This is a genomic window from Geobacillus sp. PK12, from assembly GCF_004123125.1.
Lineage (GTDB): Bacteria > Bacillota > Bacilli > Bacillales > Anoxybacillaceae > Geobacillus > Geobacillus zalihae.
On sequence record NZ_SDKL01000013.1, the window covers coordinates 118693 to 135697 of the forward strand.

Here is a 17005-nt window from a genome sequence, read left to right on the forward strand (position 1 = left end):
TAGATTCTATTTCTGAAATTTCGCATATGAGGAGGAGCGATGATGAATCAAAAAGGATTTACATTGATCGAAATGCTGATCGTGATGATGGTGATTTCTGTTCTGCTTCTGATTGCCATTCCGAATATAACCAAGCACAACAGCATGATCAATTCGAAAGGATGCGAGGCGTTTTTGAACACCGTGCAAGCGCAGGTGAAAGCGTATGAGATGGAGCATAACAAAATTCCGACGGTGCAGGAATTGCTCGCTGGCCGCTATATCAAGTCGGACAAATGTCCGAACGGTCATGCGATCCAAATCAGCACGAACGGCGATGTGAGTGAAAGTGGCTCGTAACGGCGGGTTTACGCTGCTTGAGATGCTGATCGTTTTCTCGGTGGTGCTCGTGCTTGCCGGGCTGGCTGTTCCGACGCTTGGCGGCGCTGTGCGCCATCAAGAGGAGATGTATATGCTGGCTGTGCTGCGCGCGGATTTGTATGGCGCGCAGCAGCATGCCATCGCCCGGCGGGTGAATGTAGCGGTTTTTTTTACCGACGGTGGCGCTGGGTACAAGGCGATTGATGCAGCGAGCGGCCGGCAGGTTGTCGCTCGTTCGCTCCCTTCTCCGTGGCGGTTTCGGCTCGGCACGCTGCGCAATCCGCTCATCTTTACCGACAACGGCAACATTGAACGGGCTGGAACCATTTGGATAGGGGGTGGCCCAATGACGTATAAAGTCACCTTTTTGCTGGGGAAAGGGCGATTTTATGTGCAAAAAATGTAGCGGCGGATTTTTGCTTGTTGAAGCGTTGTTCGCTTTGGCGCTGCTATGGACGACAGCGGCCGTTCTTCTCCCGCTGTTGACGCAAATGGCGCAAGAGCGCAACAGCCTCATTCTCGAGGAGAAAGCGCGCCGGCTGTTGGCCATCGCGCTGTATGAGGAGCCGCTTGTCGGAGAAACCACCATTGCCGACGGGCGCACGGTATTTCGGCTGCAAGCGAGCGATGAAGGGGGGCGAATGTGGAAAGTATGCGTGCGTTGGAACGATTACGCCGGCCGCGAGATGGAGCGGTGCGGGTATGGCAAGCGGTAGCGGCAAAAGAAAACGGGTTTACGATGATCGAAGCACTGTTGGCGCTGGCGGCTGCGATGGCGGTGGCGGCGGCCGTTCCGGCGCTGTTGTCCGTCCGCTTGCTGGCTCCGGAGCCGACGGACGCGTTTTCCCGATTGGAATGGCGGCTGTTTGTGCAACAGCTGGAAATCGAGCTGAATGAAACGAAGCAATGGTCGACTGGCGGCCGTGTCCTCTATTTGCAAAAATGGAGCGGTGAGACGGTCAGTTTTTCTGTTGTTGCGTCAAGAGCCGAACTGATCCGCCAGGTGGACGGCGCTGGCAATGAAACGGCGCTCCGTCATGTGCGCACTGTTTCGTACCGCGCCGGCGCACGCGGGATATTTTTGCAAGTGACGGCTGATGACGGCACCGTTTGCGAGGCGTTTGTGGCGCGGGCGTTTTAGCGGGCGGCTTGTACGGTGAGACCCCCTTGACCGCCGCTTCCCCCTTTTAGACTGGAAAAACGAGGGGAAGGGGAAATGGGTCGACAAGATGGCGTCATGTTTCCGATTGTGGCTGTTGTTTCTTTGTTGCTTGTCTTTTCTGTCATGCATGTCTTGCTCCTCTATGAAGCGGAACGACAGGCGGCTTATGCGGCCCGGCAGGCAGCCGAGGCGGACGAGCTTGTGCAGATGGCCGTGTTTGACGTAAAAGAACGCATCGCATCAGCAGATCCGTCGACCGCGGGAGAGGCTGGGGAATGGACCTATCCGCGCGGAATGGCCGCCTACCGGTGGGTGCGGGAAGATGCAGCGCACGTTCGGGTTTCTTTGTCCATCCGTTCGGCCTCTGGGCTGAGGCGCGCTGTCATGTTTACTGTCACGCTTCCGGCGCTTCATATTGTCGAATGGAGCGAGCAAAACGGTTAAAAGAGGAAAGAAGCGGAAAAACTAAAAGAAAAAAGGGGGGATTTGATGGCGGTCAATGATTATGTCAAGTTTGTCACCCAACAATTTGTCGCCTACATGGACTTGCCGAAAGAGGAGCGGAGGCAGCGGCGTCAGGTGCGGAAACAAGAGCAGCTTCCGCTTTCATACCGATTGTTTGGCATGGTGCCGCTTTCGCTTCGCTTGCTGTTTCGGCGCCGCCCGTAGCAGCCGCCCGCTGGCCTAGGCCGGCGGGCGGTTTTCGTGCCGACGGAAGGGGGTTCGTCGGTTTGAGCGCTGTGAGCCGGATGGACCCATCCCGGAGTTGATTCACGATGAGCGGGGCAGCAAATAAAACAGTCCGCCGTTGATGACGGAAACGGTGATGCGCGGCTTGTACTGCTTTTCCAACGCTTCCTTCTCAATATAATAGCACTCCGGCTTTTCTTCGCAGTCTTTGTAAAATTCATCAAGCAACGCCAAATCGTCGGCCCAGCGTCGGCGCGCCTCATCCGCCCACGCATGGTTGTCGGCGGCGATGCGGCTGCGTATGTATTGCTCGAGACGGCCGATGCCGCTTCTCGGCTTAATGAGCGGGGAGATGGTGAAACAGTAATCAGGGATTTTCGGCGTCAGCCGTCGCTCGCGCATCCGCTCATGAAACGACTCGACGATCGTTCCGCTAATGAGGTGAAGACCAAGGGAGACGATTTCATCTTTTTTTCGGTCGCATTCGTACGAAATCGTGACGTTCATGCCGAGCCATGGATGGAGGGCGGCGTTGCCGTCCAAAGGCGCGCTTGGCTCCTCATACAGGCGGATGAAGCTGCCGCGTTTTTGCGCTGAGCGGAACAGCTGGTGCAGCCGGGGAGCGCCGAAATGGAGGCGCTCGCCTTTGAGTTTGTCCGTCCGCTCGCTCGCGCGGGTGATGAGCGTCAGTCGCATCGGCTGCGGGACGCCGCCTGTCCGTTCAATATAATGCCAGTAAAACGGCCGATTCATCAGCTCTTTGTCCATTTCTGCCGTCAGCTGCACGGTGAGGTAGTCGTCGCTTGCTTCCACAAACGTGCAGCCGTTGGCGGCAAAATAGCGTTCGACAAAGCGGCGGATTTCATGTTGCTGCATGCCGCTCTCCTCCTTCCTTTCCGAGCTGCTCCGCCAGCTCGATCATCGCGACGATGTTTTCCATTTTGATTTTCATCTCCCCTTCGCTCCGTGAATGAACGAAGGCGTCTTCGAAGTAGCGCTCCAGGTTGGCGAGGTTCATTTTCGCCAAAATGTCGTCCAGCTCGCCGACGACTCGTTCGAACAGGCGGATTTTTTCGTACAGAAGCGTTAAAATATGTTCTTCGACCGTCTGTTTGACAGCGAAGTTATAAATGTAGACGTCATCCGTCTGCCCGAGCCGGTGGACGCGGCCGATTCGCTGCTCAAGGCGCATCGGGTTCCACGGCAAGTCGTAGTTGATGACATAGCGGCAAAACTGCAAGTTGATGCCCTCGCCGCCCGCCTCGGTGGCGATGAACACTTGGGCGTGGTGTTTAAACAGTTCCTGCATCCAGTCTTTTTTGCCGCGCCGGAAGCCGCCGCGAAACGGAACGGACGAGATGCCGTGCTGCTTTAAAAACCATTGCAAGTAAAGCTGCGTCGCCCGGTATTCCGTGAAAATAATGACTTTGTCATGAATGGAACGGATGAGCTCGAGCGCTTTTTCAGCCTTTGAATTCGTCTTGACGGCGTTGATTTTTTCCAATACGCGTTCAAGCGGCTCTGGAACCGCTCCGCTGCATTTATCGATCATGTTTTTGATCGTGAGAAACAGCGCCTCGCGGCTGCTGCACGCCTCGCGAAGAAGCGTGATGAGCGAAAACGAGCCGGCGAACGATTCGCGGCGGAGCGCCTTGACCGCTTCATACAGTTCCCGTTCCTCATTCGTAAACTCGATCAGCACCGGTTCAACGTGGCGCTTCGCCCATTCGATCGGCGTATCGGCGCGGCGGTTGCGGATCATCACTTTGTTGACGAGCGCTTTTAAATGGTCGTTCGTCTGTACGGCCCGCGTTTTTCCGTACGTTTTGGCAAACTGTTCCGAGCTGCCTAAATGGCCGGGTTTCAACAGCGAGACGAGGTTGAAAATTTCTTCGATCCGGTTTTGGATCGGCGTCGCTGTCAGGAGCAAACAAAACTTCTTTTTTAAATTTTGCACAAACTCGTAGTTTTTCGTTTTGTTATTTTTCAGTTTGTGCGCCTCGTCGATGATGATCATGTCGTACGACTGCCCGTAGATGATGTCACGGTGCGGCGGTTTTTTCGCCGTGTCGATCGAGGAAACGACGATATCGCACTGCTCCCAGACGTAGCTCTTTTTCTGCTGGACGGCCGGGATGAAAAATTTTTCGTTCAACTCTCTCACCCATTGCGAAACAAGGGAGGCGGGAACGAGAATCAGCGCTTTTTTCACAAGGCCGCGAATCATATATTCTTTTAAGACGAGCCCGGCCTCGATCGTTTTTCCAAGCCCGACTTCATCCGCCAAAATGGCTTTGCCGTTCATCTCCTCGACGACGCGGCGCGCCACTTCAAGCTGGTGCGGAAGGATCGTCAAGTGGGGCAGGTGTTTGGGCGCCTGCAAGCCATGAAATTCTGGGACGCTTAAATGATGGGCGGCCTCAAGCGCCAGTTCGTACATTTCCCAGCTCGCCCACGGACCGTCTTTTTCGACGCGTGCCAAAAATTCCTCCTTCCATGTTTCATCCATTTCAAGGTCAATGTTCATGGCGATCCCCTTCCCTTGTTGCGAATGTTTATATAGATTGCATGTGGTATGTTGGATAAAACAAGAACATTATTATGACTAATTGCCATGAAAGTTCGATTATTTCCTATTGCCCTTTGACTGTGATTGATGGTAGTATAAATTTAGAACATTCTCATGACTCGTTGATCAGGGTGTTTGTTAGTATGCCCGATATGGAAACAATTTATTGATGGGCGGATGACGGCAAGGGGAGAGACTACGGAATGTAGCGCCGAAGGAGCAAGCGGAAACGCGAATCTCTCAGGCAAAAAGACTCTTGCTTGACGCAGCTCTGGAGAGCGCCTGCGTTCACGCAGGCCACCCAAGAGGAAACCGATCGGCCCCATGGACCGCGAACGGACGCGCCAAACGGGCCGGCGGGAAACTTTCAGGTGCCAGGACAGAGCCCCCTTACTTGTTGATAGGGGGAAGTCTGTCCTTTTTTGTGTGACGTGGATCAAAGGAGGGAATCAGATGCTAAAGCGCACGCCCCTATTCTCGGTGTACGCCCGTTACGGCGCCAAAACGATTGAATTTGGCGGCTGGGAAATGCCGGTGCAGTTTTCCAGCATAAAGGAAGAACATGAGGCTGTAAGAACGCGCGCCGGGCTGTTTGACGTCTCCCATATGGGGGAAATTGTCGTCCGCGGCCGTGGGAGCCTCGCGTTTTTGCAAAAGCTCATGACCAATGACGTCGCCAAACTGCGGCCCGGCCGGGCGCAATATACGCTCATGTGCTATGAGGACGGCGGCACAGTCGATGATTTGCTCATCTATCAAAAAGGAGAGAATGACTACTTGCTGGTCGTCAACGCGGCGAATACGGAAAAAGACTTCGCTTGGCTAAGCGGGCATGTTGAGGGCGACGTCGAGCTTCAAGATGTATCGTCCGAAACGGCTCAGCTTGCCTTGCAAGGGCCGGCAGCGGAGCGCGTCTTGCAGCGATTGACGGATTTTGATTTGGCGGCGCTGCGCCCGTTTTCATTCGCTGACGGCGTCGAAGTCTCGGGCGTGAAGGCGCTCGTTTCGCGCACCGGCTATACGGGGGAAGACGGGTTTGAGCTATATTGTAAAGCGGAAGACGCCGCCGCGCTATGGGAGGCGATCCTAGCGGCCGGAGCTCGTGACAGCGTTCTCCCATGCGGACTGGGGGCGCGCGATACGCTCCGCTTTGAAGCATGCCTGCCGCTTTACGGTCAAGAGCTGTCCGACTCGATTTCACCAGTTGAAGCCGGGCTTGGTTTTGCCGTCAAAACGGAAAAAGAGCCGCCGTTTATCGGTCAAGCTGTATTGAAACGGCAAAAAGAGGAAGGGCCGCCGCGCCGGCTCGTCGGCATTGAAATGATCGACAGAGGCATTCCGCGCCACGGATACCTTGTATTTGCCGACGGCGAAGAGGTCGGGTTCGTCACGACCGGCACGCAGTCGCCGACGCTGAAGAAAAACATCGGCTTGGCCTTGGTGAAAGCGGATGTGGCTGCCATCGGCCGGGAGGTGGAGGTGGACATCCGCGGCAAGCGGCTGAAAGCGAACATCGTGCCGATTCCGTTTTACAGGCGGGCCAAGTGACGATTCCAAAGCGACAAGGAAAGGGGAAAAACGCAGTGCTCCATCGTTATTTGCCGATGACGGAAGAAGACAAACAGGAGATGCTGAAGACGATCGGCGTTGCCTCGATTGACGACTTGTTTGCCGATATTCCAGAACAAGTCCGCTTCCGCGGCGAGCTGAAGGTGAAACCGGCCAAATCCGAGCCGGAGCTGTGGAAAGAGCTTGCGGCCTTAGCGGAAAAAAACGCCAGCGTAAAACAATACGTTTCCTTTTTAGGAGCCGGGGTGTACGACCATTATATTCCGGCTGTCGTCGACCATGTCCTGTCGCGCTCTGAATTTTATACGGCCTATACGCCGTATCAACCGGAAATTTCCCAAGGCGAGCTGCAGGCGATTTTTGAGTTTCAAACGATGGTGTGCGAGTTGACCGGCATGGATGTCGCCAACTCGTCGATGTACGACGGCGGCACGGCGCTTGCCGAAGCGGTGCTTCTTAGCGCCGCGCATACGAAGCGGAAGAAAGTGCTCATCTCGACCGCCGTTCATCCGCAATATCGGGAAGTCGTGCGCACGTACGCCAAAGGACAGAAGCTCGAAGTGAAAGAAATTCCGTATGACGGCGGCATCACCGATCTTAAGGCGCTTGAAGCGGAAATGGGGGATGATGTGGCGTGCGTTGTCGTCCAATACCCGAACTTTTTTGGTCAAATCGAGCCGCTGAAAGCGATCGCGCCGCTTGCGCATGAAAAGAAAAGTTTGTTTGTCGTCGCCAGCAACCCATTGGCGCTTGGTGTGTTGACTCCACCCGGAGCGTTTGGCGCCGACATTGTGGTCGGCGACATGCAGCCATTTGGCATCCCGACGCAATTTGGCGGCCCGCATTGCGGCTATTTCGCTGTCAAAGCGCCGCTCATGCGCAAAATTCCAGGCCGTCTTGTCGGGCAGACGACCGATGAGGACGGGCGCCGCGGGTTTGTCTTGACGCTTCAAGCGCGCGAACAGCACATCCGCCGCGATAAGGCGACATCCAACATTTGCTCCAATCAAGCGTTAAACGCCTTGGCCGCTTCCGTTGCGCTGTCGGCGCTTGGCAAGCGGGGCGTGAAAGAAATGGCGGCGATGAATATTCAAAAAGCGCATTATGCGAAGGTGGAACTTGAAAAGCGCGGACTGTCGTCGCCGTTTGCCGGTCCGTTTTTCAACGAGTTTGTCATCCGGCTTGGACGGCCGGTTTCTGATGTGAACGATCGCCTGCTCGAAAAAGGAATCATCGGCGGCTATGACCTTGGGGCTGACTATCCGGAGCTTGCCGGTCATATGCTTGTTGCTGTCACCGAACTGCGGACAAAAGAAGAAATCGATCGGTTTGTCAATGAATTGGGGGATGGCCATGCGTAACGATCAACCGCTTATTTTCGAACGAAGCAAGCCGGGGCGCATCGCCTACAGCCTGCCAGCGCTTGACGTGCCGGCTGTCGATGTCAGCGAGCTCGTGCCGGCCGATTATCTTCGCACTGAAGAGCCGGAGCTCCCGGAAGTGTCGGAGCTTGACTTAATGCGCCATTATACGGCGCTCTCGAAACGAAACCACGGCGTCGATTCCGGGTTTTACCCGCTCGGGTCGTGCACGATGAAATACAATCCGAAAATCAATGAAAACGTCGCCCGCCTCGCCGGGTTTGCCCACATTCATCCGCTTCAGCCAGAGAAAACGGTGCAAGGGGCGCTTGAGTTGATGTACGACTTGCAAGAGCATTTAAAAGAAATCACAGGCATGGATGCGGTCACCTTGCAACCGGCGGCCGGCGCCCACGGCGAATGGACCGGGCTGATGATGATCCGTGCTTACCATGAAGCAAACGGCGACTTCAACCGGACGAAAGTGATCGTCCCGGATTCAGCGCACGGCACGAACCCGGCGTCGGCAACGGTCGCGGGTTTTGAGACGGTGACGGTCAAATCGACCGCCGATGGACTTGTCGATTTAGAGGACTTAAAGCGCGTCGTCGGTCCGGATACAGCGGCGCTTATGCTCACGAATCCGAACACACTCGGGCTGTTTGAAGAGCATATTGTCGAAATGGCCGAAATCGTCCACAAAGCCGGCGGCAAGCTGTATTATGACGGCGCGAATTTAAACGCGATTCTTGGCAAGGCGCGCCCGGGGGACATGGGCTTTGACGTTGTTCATTTGAACTTGCATAAAACGTTCACCGGCCCGCATGGCGGCGGAGGCCCAGGCTCGGGCCCGGTCGGGGTGAAAGCCGACCTCGTTCCGTTTTTGCCGAAGCCGGTCATCGAAAAAGGGGAAAACGGTTATTACCTTGATGATGACCGTCCGCAATCGATCGGCCGCGTCAAGCCGTTTTACGGCAATTTCGGCATCAATGTTCGGGCGTACACGTACATCCGCTCGATGGGGCCGGACGGCTTAAAAGCGGTGAGCGAATATGCGGTGTTAAACGCCAACTATATGATGCGTCGGCTTGCTGAGTATTACGATTTGCCGTATGACCGCCATTGCAAGCACGAGTTCGTTCTCTCTGGCCGCCGGCAAAAGAAACTCGGTGTCAGAACGCTCGACATCGCCAAGCGACTGCTTGATTTCGGGTTTCATCCGCCGACGATTTACTTCCCGCTCATCGTTGAAGAATGCATGATGATCGAGCCGACGGAGACGGAGTCGAAAGAGACGCTCGACGCGTTTATTGACGCCATGATCCAAATCGCCAAAGAGGCGGAGGAAAATCCGGAAATCGTTCAAGAAGCGCCGCATACGACCGTTGTGAAGCGACTTGATGAAACGACCGCGGCGCGCAAGCCGATTTTGCGCTATCAAAAACCAAAACATAGCGACAACTGATGTTTGAGCATTGATGAGCGCTCGCTCCCTAACGGAGCGGGCCGTTTCTTTGTACGACGGATGAGTCATTGACAGAAATGTTGAATTAGTTTATTATATAAACTAAGATCAAGAAAGAAAAAGCATGTGTCCATATGGAGAAGTTAGCCTTAACAGTCGGTGCACGGGCGCCCGACGGCTTGGGCGAAAAAGCTGATGGTCAAGAGTCGAACACGGCAGGAATCGACGGATGCAGCAACCGCCATAATAGCGAGGCGCCCCTGCCCTTTCGCAAGACACATTCGATCAATCAAATGAAAAGGATGACAGAGACGTGCGGACAGGAAACATTTCTCTTGTAAAAAAAATGAATAAACAGCTCGTCTTAAAATTGATTCGCGACCAGCATCCGATTTCGCGCGCCGATATCGCCAAGACAACCGGATTGAACAAGGCCACTGTCTCCGCGCTTGTTGACGAACTGATCGCCGAGCATTTCGTCCATGAAAGCGGAATCGGCGAGTCAACCGGCGGGCGCCGGCCGCTCATGCTTCGCTTCAACGCCGACGCCGGCTCGCTTATCGGCGTTGAGCTGGGGGTGAACTATTTGTATGCCGTGTTGACCAATTTAAACGCGGACATTCTTTGGGAGCAACGGCGTTCGTTCCGCCCGTCTGAAGGGCAGGAGGCGATCATCGGCGAAATGATGGAGCTCATCGAGGCGGCCATCCGCCGGGCGCCGGCGACGCCGTACGGCGTGATGGGAATCGGCATCGGCGTGCCGGGCGTCGTCCATACCGAAAGCGGGACCGTTGTGTTTGCTCCGAACTTGCGCTGGGACGATGTCGCCTTGGCGGCTGTTTTGCGGCAACGGTGGCCTGAGCGTCCTGTCATTGTCGAGAATGAGGCGAAACTGGCGGCGCTTGGAGAAAAGTGGTTCGGCGCCGGCAACGAGTTCGCCCACTTTGTTTACATCAGCGCCGGAATCGGCATTGGCGCCGGCGTCGTTCTTCACCATCAGCTCTATCGGGGTGTCAGCGGCCTAGCTGGTGAAATCGGCCATCATACGATCGATGTCAACGGCATTCGCTGCAGCTGCGGCAACATCGGCTGCTGGGAAATGTATGCGTCGGAAAAATACATTGAACGCCGTTTGGCTGAAGAAGGGCGTTCCGAATGGCTCGATGAACGCTTTTCCATCGCTGCGATGGCGTTGGCAGCAGAAAGCGATGAACAGTTGGCGCGCATTTTGGAGGAAACGGGGCGCTATCTCGGCGTTGGATTGTTGCAGGTGATTTATGCGTACAATCCAGAAGCAGTCATCATCGGCGGTCCGATTGCCCAAGCGGGCGAGTATGTGATCGGTCCGGCGCGCCAAGAAGTGAGAAAGCGAATTCTCGTCAAAAAAGAAAGCGAGCCGTCCATCATCTCCTCCAAGCTGAAAGAGAAAAGCTGCGCCATCGGCGCGGCTGCTTCGGTGCTTGAGGCGGTCGTCCTGCCGCCGGAATTTGCGGCGGTCTAGCGCATGCGAAAAGAGGCGCCTGCCTGTTTGGGCAGAGCGCCTTTTTGGTTAACGGGCTACGCTTTTTTCTTCACTTTCCCGGTCCATGTTTTAAATCCGCCTTTTAAATGGTACAAGTCGCGGTATCCTTTTCGGTAGAGCATTTGCGCGGCTCGCCCGCTGCGCAGTCCGTTTTGGCAGTACAAATAGATCGGCTGGTCTTTGCGCAATTCTTTCATGCGCATGCGAAGCTGCGTGAGCGGGATGTTGCGAGCCCCTAAAATATGTCCAGCCGCAAACTCATCCGGTTCGCGGACGTCGACGAGTTGCGCTTTTCGATAACCGGCGCGGAACTCTTCCTCTGTCAATGCTTTGACAATTCTCTTCTGCCAGAAGTACGTAATGACGGAATACACGATGATTGCGCCGAGAATAATGAGCAATGCTTCCACCCGTCATGCCTCCTTTCGCTTCGTCTGCTATTTCCTATTATATAAAGTCGCCGCCGGGAAGCAAAGAGGTTTTCGTGATGCCATTTTTCTTTCCTTCACCGGCGTTGTTTGCTAAACTAATAAAGGCGGCCAAAAGCGTCCCGCCCCTTGGCGGTGGTCGACAAGCCGCCGCAGCGTTTAGAGTATGGAACAATAGAGAAGGTGGAACGATGGCAAAAGAAGTATGGCGCTTTATCGATTCCGGCTATTGCCCGCCGGCGTTCAATATGGCGCTCGATGAGGCGCTTCTCGATTGGCACAGCGAAGGCAAAATTCCGCCGACGATCCGCTTTTATGGCTGGAATCCGCCGACGTTGTCGATTGGTTATTTTCAAAAAGTGGAGAAAGAAATTGATTTAGAGGCGGTCAAACGGCACGGCCTCGGCTTTGTCCGTCGGCCGACCGGCGGGCGCGGCGTCCTGCACGATAAAGAATTGACATACAGCGTGATCGTCTCCGAGTCGCACCCGGCGATGCCGAAGACGGTGACGGAAGCATACCGCGTCATTTCCCAAGGCATTTTAGAGGGATTTCGTTATCTTGGATTGGATGCGTATTTTGCCGTGCCGAGGACAGAAGAAGAGAAAGCCGATTTGCGCAGCCCGCGTTCGGCTGTTTGTTTTGACGCGCCGTCATGGTACGAACTTGTCGTTGAGGGGCGGAAAATCGCCGGCAGCGCGCAAACGCGGCAAAAAGGCGTCATTTTGCAGCATGGTTCGATTTTGCTCGATTTGGACGAAGACTTGCTGTTCAGCTTGTTTAAATATCCAAACGAGCGGGTGAAAGAGCGTCTGCAGCGCGATTTTAAAAAGAAGGCGGTCGCGATCAATGAGTTGACGAGCCGCACGGTGACGATCGAGGAAGCGAAAGAGGCGTTTTACAAAGGATTTGAAAAAGGATTGAACATCGTATTGGAACCGTACACGCTCACCGCCGAAGAGCGGGCGTACGTCGAAGAGCTGGCGCGGACGAAATACGAAAGCGACGAATGGAACTTCAAGCGCTGAGCAGCGACGCGGTAAATCGTTCGTTTTCCGGCAAAAACAGCGGCACTCCCCCGTTTTTCTCCGCTTTTCGCCGTGTTTTGTTTTTTTTTGCTTGACAAAATGAAATCATTTGTTCTCTTTAACAATATATAGTATGATTTTCATAAAAAATCATACTATATATTGTTTTTTTCTGTTTGATATGGTAAGGTAGAGAAGACAGGACAACTTTGCCAAAAACATGAGAGATTATATAAAAGAGGAGAGATAGGAGAATGACGGTGGCGTCATCCGAAAAAATGAAGATCAATATTGACAAGCTGAACGAGGATATCCGCCTATTTCCGCAAGTGCATCCGATTACGCCGGATATGCACATCACCCATAAAGGCGTATCCCGTTTGGTCATGCTTGACCGGTATTCATTCAAAGATACGGAGAAGCTGACGCTCACACCGGGCGACTTCGTCGTGTTGACGATCAAGGAGGATCCGAAATTCCCGGCACGAGGGCTCGGGTTTATCGTCGACATCGATTGGGAGGCGAAAAAGGCGCGCGTGTTGATTGAAGACGAATACCGGCACGTGCTCGAAGGGGAAGAGGCGGAGACCGGCATTGTGGTTCGGTCGCTCGACATTATTGATAAGCCGCTCGAGATTTTCTATGAGCAAATCGCCAAGCGCAATGCGACCGGGCTGGCGGCGGTGGAAAAGACGGAAGAAAAGCGGAAAGAGTGGTTCGAAAAGTTTTATCAAGAGCTCGCAAGCTTGAATTTTGTTCCGGCCGGCCGCGTGTTGTACGGGGCGGGTTCGGGCAAGGAAGTGACGTATTTCAACTGCTATGTGATGCCGTTTGTGAAAGACTCGCGCGAAGGAATTTCCGAACATCGGAAGCAGGTGATGGAAATCATGAGCCGCGGCGGCGGCGTTGGGACGAACGGCTCGACATTGCGGCCGCGCCATACGCTTGCGCGCGGGGTGAACGGCAAATCGTCCGGGTCGGTCTCGTGGCTTGACGATATTGCGAAGCTGACCCACCTTGTCGAGCAAGGTGGCTCCCGCCGCGGCGCCCAAATGATTATGCTTGCCGACTGGCACCCGGACATTATCGAATTCATCGTCTCGAAAATGCAAAACCCGCGCATTTTGCGCTACCTGCTCGAAAATATGGAAGACGAAGGCATCAAAAAAGCAGCGCGCGACAAACTGAAATTTACGCCGCTCACCGAGCGGGAGCGGGCGATGTACGAAGCGATCGTCCGATACAAGAACGCGCCTGACTACGGCGGTTTCACCGAAGACATCATCAAAGACGCCGAAGAAAAACTGCGCACCGGCGGTACATATACGGTGCACAACCCAGACTTTTTGACCGGTGCGAACATTTCCGTCTGCTTGACGAAAGAGTTCATGGAAGCGGTCGAAAAGGACGAAGAATACGCGCTCCGCTTCCCGGACGTGGAAACCTATTCCGAAGAGGAAATGCGCATTTACAACGAAAAATGGCATGAAGTCGGCGATGTACGCGAATGGGAGAAAATGGGCTATCGCGTCCGCGTCTACCGGAAAATCCGTGCCCGCGAACTGTGGAAGCTGATCAACATTTGCGCGACGTATTCGGCCGAGCCGGGCATTTTCTTCATCGACAACGCCAACGAAATGACGAACGCCCGCGCGTACGGGCAAAAAGTCGTTGCGACCAACCCGTGCGGGGAACAACCGTTGGCACCGTATTCGGTGTGCAATCTGGCCGCCATTAACTTGGCGAACATGGTCGACAAAGAACGGAAGGTCGTGGACTACGAAAAACTGAAACGCACGGTCGAAATCGGGGTGCGGATGCAAGACAACGTCATTGACGCCACGCCGTACTTCCTTGAGGAAAACAAAAAACAAGCGCTCGGCGAGCGCCGCATCGGCCTTGGCGTCATGGGGCTTGCAGACTTGCTCATTTACTGCGAAAAAGCGTACGGCTCTGAGGAAGGAAACCAGCTTGTCGATGAGCTGTTCCGCACGATCGCCACGACCGCATACCGGGCATCGATCGAGCTGGCGAAAGAAAAAGGCAGCTTCCCGTTTCTTGTCGGCGAAACGGAGGAAGAGACGCGCAAGCTGCGTGAAGCGTTCATCAACACCGGCTACATGAAACGGATGCCGGAAGATATTCGTCAAGATATTTTGAAATACGGCATCCGCAACTCGCACTTGCTGACGGTGGCGCCGACAGGATCGACGGGAACGATGGTCGGCGTCTCAACCGGGCTTGAGCCGTACTTCTCGTTCTCGTACTACCGGAGCGGGCGCTTGGGCAAATTTATCGAAGTGAAAGCGGACATCGTCCAAGAATATTTGGACAAACACCCGGAAGCCGACCCGAACCACTTGCCGCCTTGGTTTGTGACGGCGATGGACTTGCCGCCGGAAGCGCACGCCGATGTGCAGTGCATCATTCAACGTTGGGTCGACTCGAGCTTGTCGAAAACGGTCAACGCGCCGAAGGGCTACACCGTCGAGCAAGTGCAAAAAGTGTACGAGCGTTTATGGCGTTGCGGTGCGAAAGGCGGAACCGTCTATGTCGACGGCAGCCGCGATGCACAAGTGTTGACGTTAAAGGCTGAGGAGAATCGGATTGAAGAGCAACTTGAACTGCTTCCAGAGGAGCTCGAGGAAAAAGAGACGAAACGCCCCGTCGTGCTCGTTGATACGATTCAAGATGTGCGCGCCACCGATGTGACAATCGGTTCCGAAATCGGCAATATTTGCCCGATTTGCCGCGAAGGGACGATCGAAGAGATCGGCGGCTGCAACACGTGCACCAACTGCGGCGCGCAGCTGAAGTGCGGCCTGTAATGGCGATACGAATGGGTTTGAATGGATGAAACGCTGGTTTCCGTAGAGGAACCGGCGTTTTTTTTTTTTTACATAAAAGGCAAAAGCCAAAATATAGTGGTAAAAGGAGGGAACGAAAGGGGGAGCGTCATGATTGTTCATGTCGTAAAGCGCGGGGAGACGCTTTGGCAGTTGGCTCAGCGTTACGGCGTTCCACTCGAGCGGATTGTCGCCGCCAATGAACTGAGCGACCCGAACCGGCTAGCCGTTGGCCAAGCGCTCGTCATCCCGGTTCCATATCGTTACCATACGGTCCGCACAGGGGAAACGTTATGGCAAATTGCGCGCCAGTATGGAGTGGCGGTCGAAGCGATTATACAGGCGAACCGGATCACGAATCCGTCGCTCCTTTATCCAGGGACAACGTTGTTCATCCCAGCGCGCATCCATACGGTGCGAAGCGGGGAGACGCTGGCGCAAATCGCTTCGTTCTACGGAGTGACGGTTCAGCAGCTGATCGAAGTAAACGATATTACCGATCCGAACCGGATCGTCCCCGGACAGCGGCTCATCATCCCGCCGGCGAAGCCGCTCATCGAGGTGAACGCATTTACGGTGGACCAAGGGGAGAAAGGAGCGGAGCAAGTGCGCGAAGTCGGCCGCCATTTGACCTATGCCGCGCCATTCGCCTACACGATCCGCGCCGATGGCGGGCTCAATCCGATCAATGATACAGCATTCATTCAGGCGGCTTATGCCGCCCGTGTCGTGCCGATGATGACGATCACGAACTTTACGTACCAAGACCCGGGCTCGAGGCTGGCGCAGACGATTCTGGCCGACGTTGCGCTGCAAACGCGATTGCTTGACAACGTCATTCAAGTGATGCGAGCAAAAGGGTACCGCGCGTTGAATGTCGATTTTGAAAATGTCTATCCGTCCGACCGCAAGCGGTATAACGAGTTTTTGCAGCGGGCGGCCAACCGGCTTCACGCCGAAGGGTATGTTTTATCGACGTCGCTGGCGCCCAAAATAAGCGCTGAACAAAAAGGGCTGCTGTACGAAGCGCACGACTACCCAGCCCACGGACGCATCGCTGATTTTGTTGTCCTTATGACCTATGAGTGGGGCTACCGATTTGGGCCGCCGCAAGCCATTTCGCCGGTGAATCAAATTCGGCGCGTGCTCGATTATGCGGTGACCGCCATTCCGCGTAGCAAAATCATGATGGGGTTTCAAATTTATGCCCGCGACTGGGTGCTGCCGCACGTGCAAGGGCAAGAGGCGGAAACGTTCAGTCCGAAAGAGGCGCTAGAGCGCGCCATTCGCTACGGGGCGTCCATCCAATACGATGCGGCGGCCGCCTCGCCGTTTTACCGGTACACGGACGAGCAAGGCCGCCAGCACGAAGTATGGTTTGAAGACGCCCGCAGCGCGTTGGCGAAATTTGAATTGGTGAAAGAATACGGATTGCGCGGAATCAGCTACTGGGTGCTCGGGTATCCGTATCCGGAAAACTGGGTGCTGTTAGAAGACAATTTCCGCATTCGCAAGCGGGGATAAGCGGTTCGAGCGTATGCGCCGGTCATCGGGCATGCGCTTTTACTTTGTTTCTTGGAGTTCGAGCCGCTTTTTTAGCTGATAAATTTCCAGATCGTGCTGGCCGATCTTATGGTTTAAATATTCAATCGCAATGTTCGCGTTGCGCCAATCATGTGACAATATCTCGAACATGCGCCGATGGTCGGCCAGCTCGTCCTCGATTTTTTTGAAATGGCTGCGCGTCTCGATAATGAAATGGTCCAACTTTTCCTCGAGGCGTTGTTGCTGTTCTTCGAGGCGTTGTTGCTGTTCTTCGAGGCGCTGTTGTCGTTCTTCGAGGCGTTGTTGTCGTTCTTCGAGGCGTTGTTGTCGTTCTTCGAGGCGTTGCTGTCCGGCTTCTAGGCGGTCGAGGCGTTCATGAATCGGCTGCAACTCCTCTTTCAGCACCGAGCGAAGCAATTCGACAAGCTCGTGAGACATTCTGCATCCCTCCTTTCAGTTT

General features: G+C 54.7%; 17 protein-coding genes and 1 riboswitch. Of the genes, 13 read left to right on the forward strand and 4 right to left on the reverse strand.

All coding sequences use genetic code 11. The features are described 5' to 3' along the window. The first annotated feature begins 42 nt into the window (after positions 1-42). From comGC to ETR37_RS06765, 6 genes are all read left to right on the forward strand, one after another. Positions 43-339, forward strand: a complete 297-nt coding sequence (gene comGC / locus ETR37_RS06740; protein ID WP_015375395.1) for a competence type IV pilus major pilin ComGC — start codon at positions 43-45, stop codon at positions 337-339. After that, a complete protein-coding gene (gene comGD, locus ETR37_RS06745) occupies positions 329-766 on the forward strand; it encodes a competence type IV pilus minor pilin ComGD (protein WP_033004731.1) in 438 nt (145 codons plus the stop codon). The genes comGC and comGD overlap by 11 nt, the downstream gene beginning before the upstream one ends. Continuing rightward, the gene (locus tag ETR37_RS06750; RefSeq protein ID WP_042380986.1) at positions 750-1076 is read left to right on the forward strand and encodes a type II secretion system protein; all 327 of its coding nucleotides are present in this window, start codon (positions 750-752) and stop codon (positions 1074-1076) included. Before comGD ends, ETR37_RS06750 begins: the two co-directional genes overlap by 17 nt. Next, complete coding sequence (gene comGF, locus ETR37_RS06755; protein WP_129447060.1) at positions 1055-1501, forward strand: competence type IV pilus minor pilin ComGF; 447 nt, start codon at positions 1055-1057, stop codon at positions 1499-1501. Before ETR37_RS06750 ends, comGF begins: the two co-directional genes overlap by 22 nt. A 75-nt stretch (positions 1502-1576) precedes the next feature. After that, positions 1577-1966 carry a competence type IV pilus minor pilin ComGG gene (gene comGG / locus ETR37_RS06760; protein ID WP_012820555.1) on the forward strand — a complete coding sequence of 130 codons (390 nt, stop codon included), beginning with the start codon at positions 1577-1579 and terminating at the stop codon, positions 1964-1966. Between the two features lie 45 nt (positions 1967-2011). Then, complete coding sequence (locus ETR37_RS06765; protein ID WP_011231910.1) at positions 2012-2191, forward strand: YqzE family protein; 180 nt, start codon at positions 2012-2014, stop codon at positions 2189-2191. Between the two features lie 102 nt (positions 2192-2293). On the opposite strand, the gene ETR37_RS06770 is transcribed toward ETR37_RS06765, so the two are convergent. Next, the gene (locus ETR37_RS06770; protein ID WP_011231909.1) at positions 2294-3088 is read right to left on the reverse strand and encodes a YqhG family protein; all 795 of its coding nucleotides are present in this window, start codon (positions 3086-3088) and stop codon (positions 2294-2296) included. Beyond that, positions 3075-4739 (reverse strand): DEAD/DEAH box helicase, encoded by a 1665-nt coding sequence (locus ETR37_RS06775; protein ID WP_020753849.1) that lies wholly within the window; start codon positions 4737-4739, stop codon positions 3075-3077. The genes ETR37_RS06770 and ETR37_RS06775 overlap by 14 nt, the downstream gene beginning before the upstream one ends. A gap of 219 nt (positions 4740-4958) precedes the next feature. Beyond that, positions 4959-5047, forward strand: a riboswitch (glycine riboswitch). 187 nt (positions 5048-5234) lie between these two features. Here ETR37_RS06775 and gcvT point away from each other — a divergent pair. The 4 genes from gcvT (at position 5235) to ETR37_RS06795 (ending at position 10677) form a co-directional block, all read left to right on the forward strand. Further along, positions 5235-6329 carry a glycine cleavage system aminomethyltransferase GcvT gene (gcvT, locus tag ETR37_RS06780; protein WP_015375391.1) on the forward strand — a complete coding sequence of 365 codons (1095 nt, stop codon included), beginning with the start codon at positions 5235-5237 and terminating at the stop codon, positions 6327-6329. 35 nt (positions 6330-6364) lie between these two features. Further along, positions 6365-7711, forward strand: coding sequence for an aminomethyl-transferring glycine dehydrogenase subunit GcvPA (gene gcvPA, locus ETR37_RS06785; RefSeq protein WP_011231906.1), 1347 nt, complete (start codon positions 6365-6367; stop codon positions 7709-7711). Then, entirely contained in the window at positions 7704-9176 is a 1473-nt protein-coding gene (gcvPB, locus tag ETR37_RS06790) for an aminomethyl-transferring glycine dehydrogenase subunit GcvPB (protein ID WP_012820559.1), read from the forward strand. The genes gcvPA and gcvPB overlap by 8 nt, the downstream gene beginning before the upstream one ends. Positions 9177-9489: 313 nt before the next feature. Then, positions 9490-10677 carry an ROK family transcriptional regulator gene (locus ETR37_RS06795; protein ID WP_014196334.1) on the forward strand — a complete coding sequence of 396 codons (1188 nt, stop codon included), beginning with the start codon at positions 9490-9492 and terminating at the stop codon, positions 10675-10677. A gap of 56 nt (positions 10678-10733) precedes the next feature. Here the strand turns inward: ETR37_RS06795 and ETR37_RS06800 are convergent, their stop codons facing one another. Continuing rightward, entirely contained in the window at positions 10734-11108 is a 375-nt protein-coding gene (locus ETR37_RS06800; RefSeq protein WP_011231903.1) for a rhodanese-like domain-containing protein, read from the reverse strand. 209 nt (positions 11109-11317) lie between these two features. Between ETR37_RS06800 and ETR37_RS06805 the strand changes: the two genes are divergently transcribed. From ETR37_RS06805 to ETR37_RS06815, 3 genes are all read left to right on the forward strand, one after another. Continuing rightward, entirely contained in the window at positions 11318-12154 is an 837-nt protein-coding gene (locus tag ETR37_RS06805) for a lipoate--protein ligase family protein (RefSeq protein WP_012820562.1), read from the forward strand. A 254-nt stretch (positions 12155-12408) separates the two neighbouring features. Next, positions 12409-14982: a vitamin B12-dependent ribonucleotide reductase gene (locus tag ETR37_RS06810; protein WP_129447061.1), complete on the forward strand. Its 2574-nt coding sequence runs from the start codon at positions 12409-12411 to the stop codon at positions 14980-14982. 129 nt (positions 14983-15111) lie between these two features. After that, positions 15112-16524 (forward strand): glycoside hydrolase family 18 protein, encoded by a 1413-nt coding sequence (locus ETR37_RS06815; protein ID WP_015375388.1) that lies wholly within the window; start codon positions 15112-15114, stop codon positions 16522-16524. A gap of 39 nt (positions 16525-16563) precedes the next feature. Here ETR37_RS06815 and ETR37_RS06820 read toward each other — a convergent pair whose 3' ends face one another. After that, positions 16564-16983, reverse strand: coding sequence for a hypothetical protein (locus tag ETR37_RS06820; protein ID WP_020756522.1), 420 nt, complete (start codon positions 16981-16983; stop codon positions 16564-16566). Between the last annotated feature and the right edge of the window lie 22 nt (positions 16984-17005).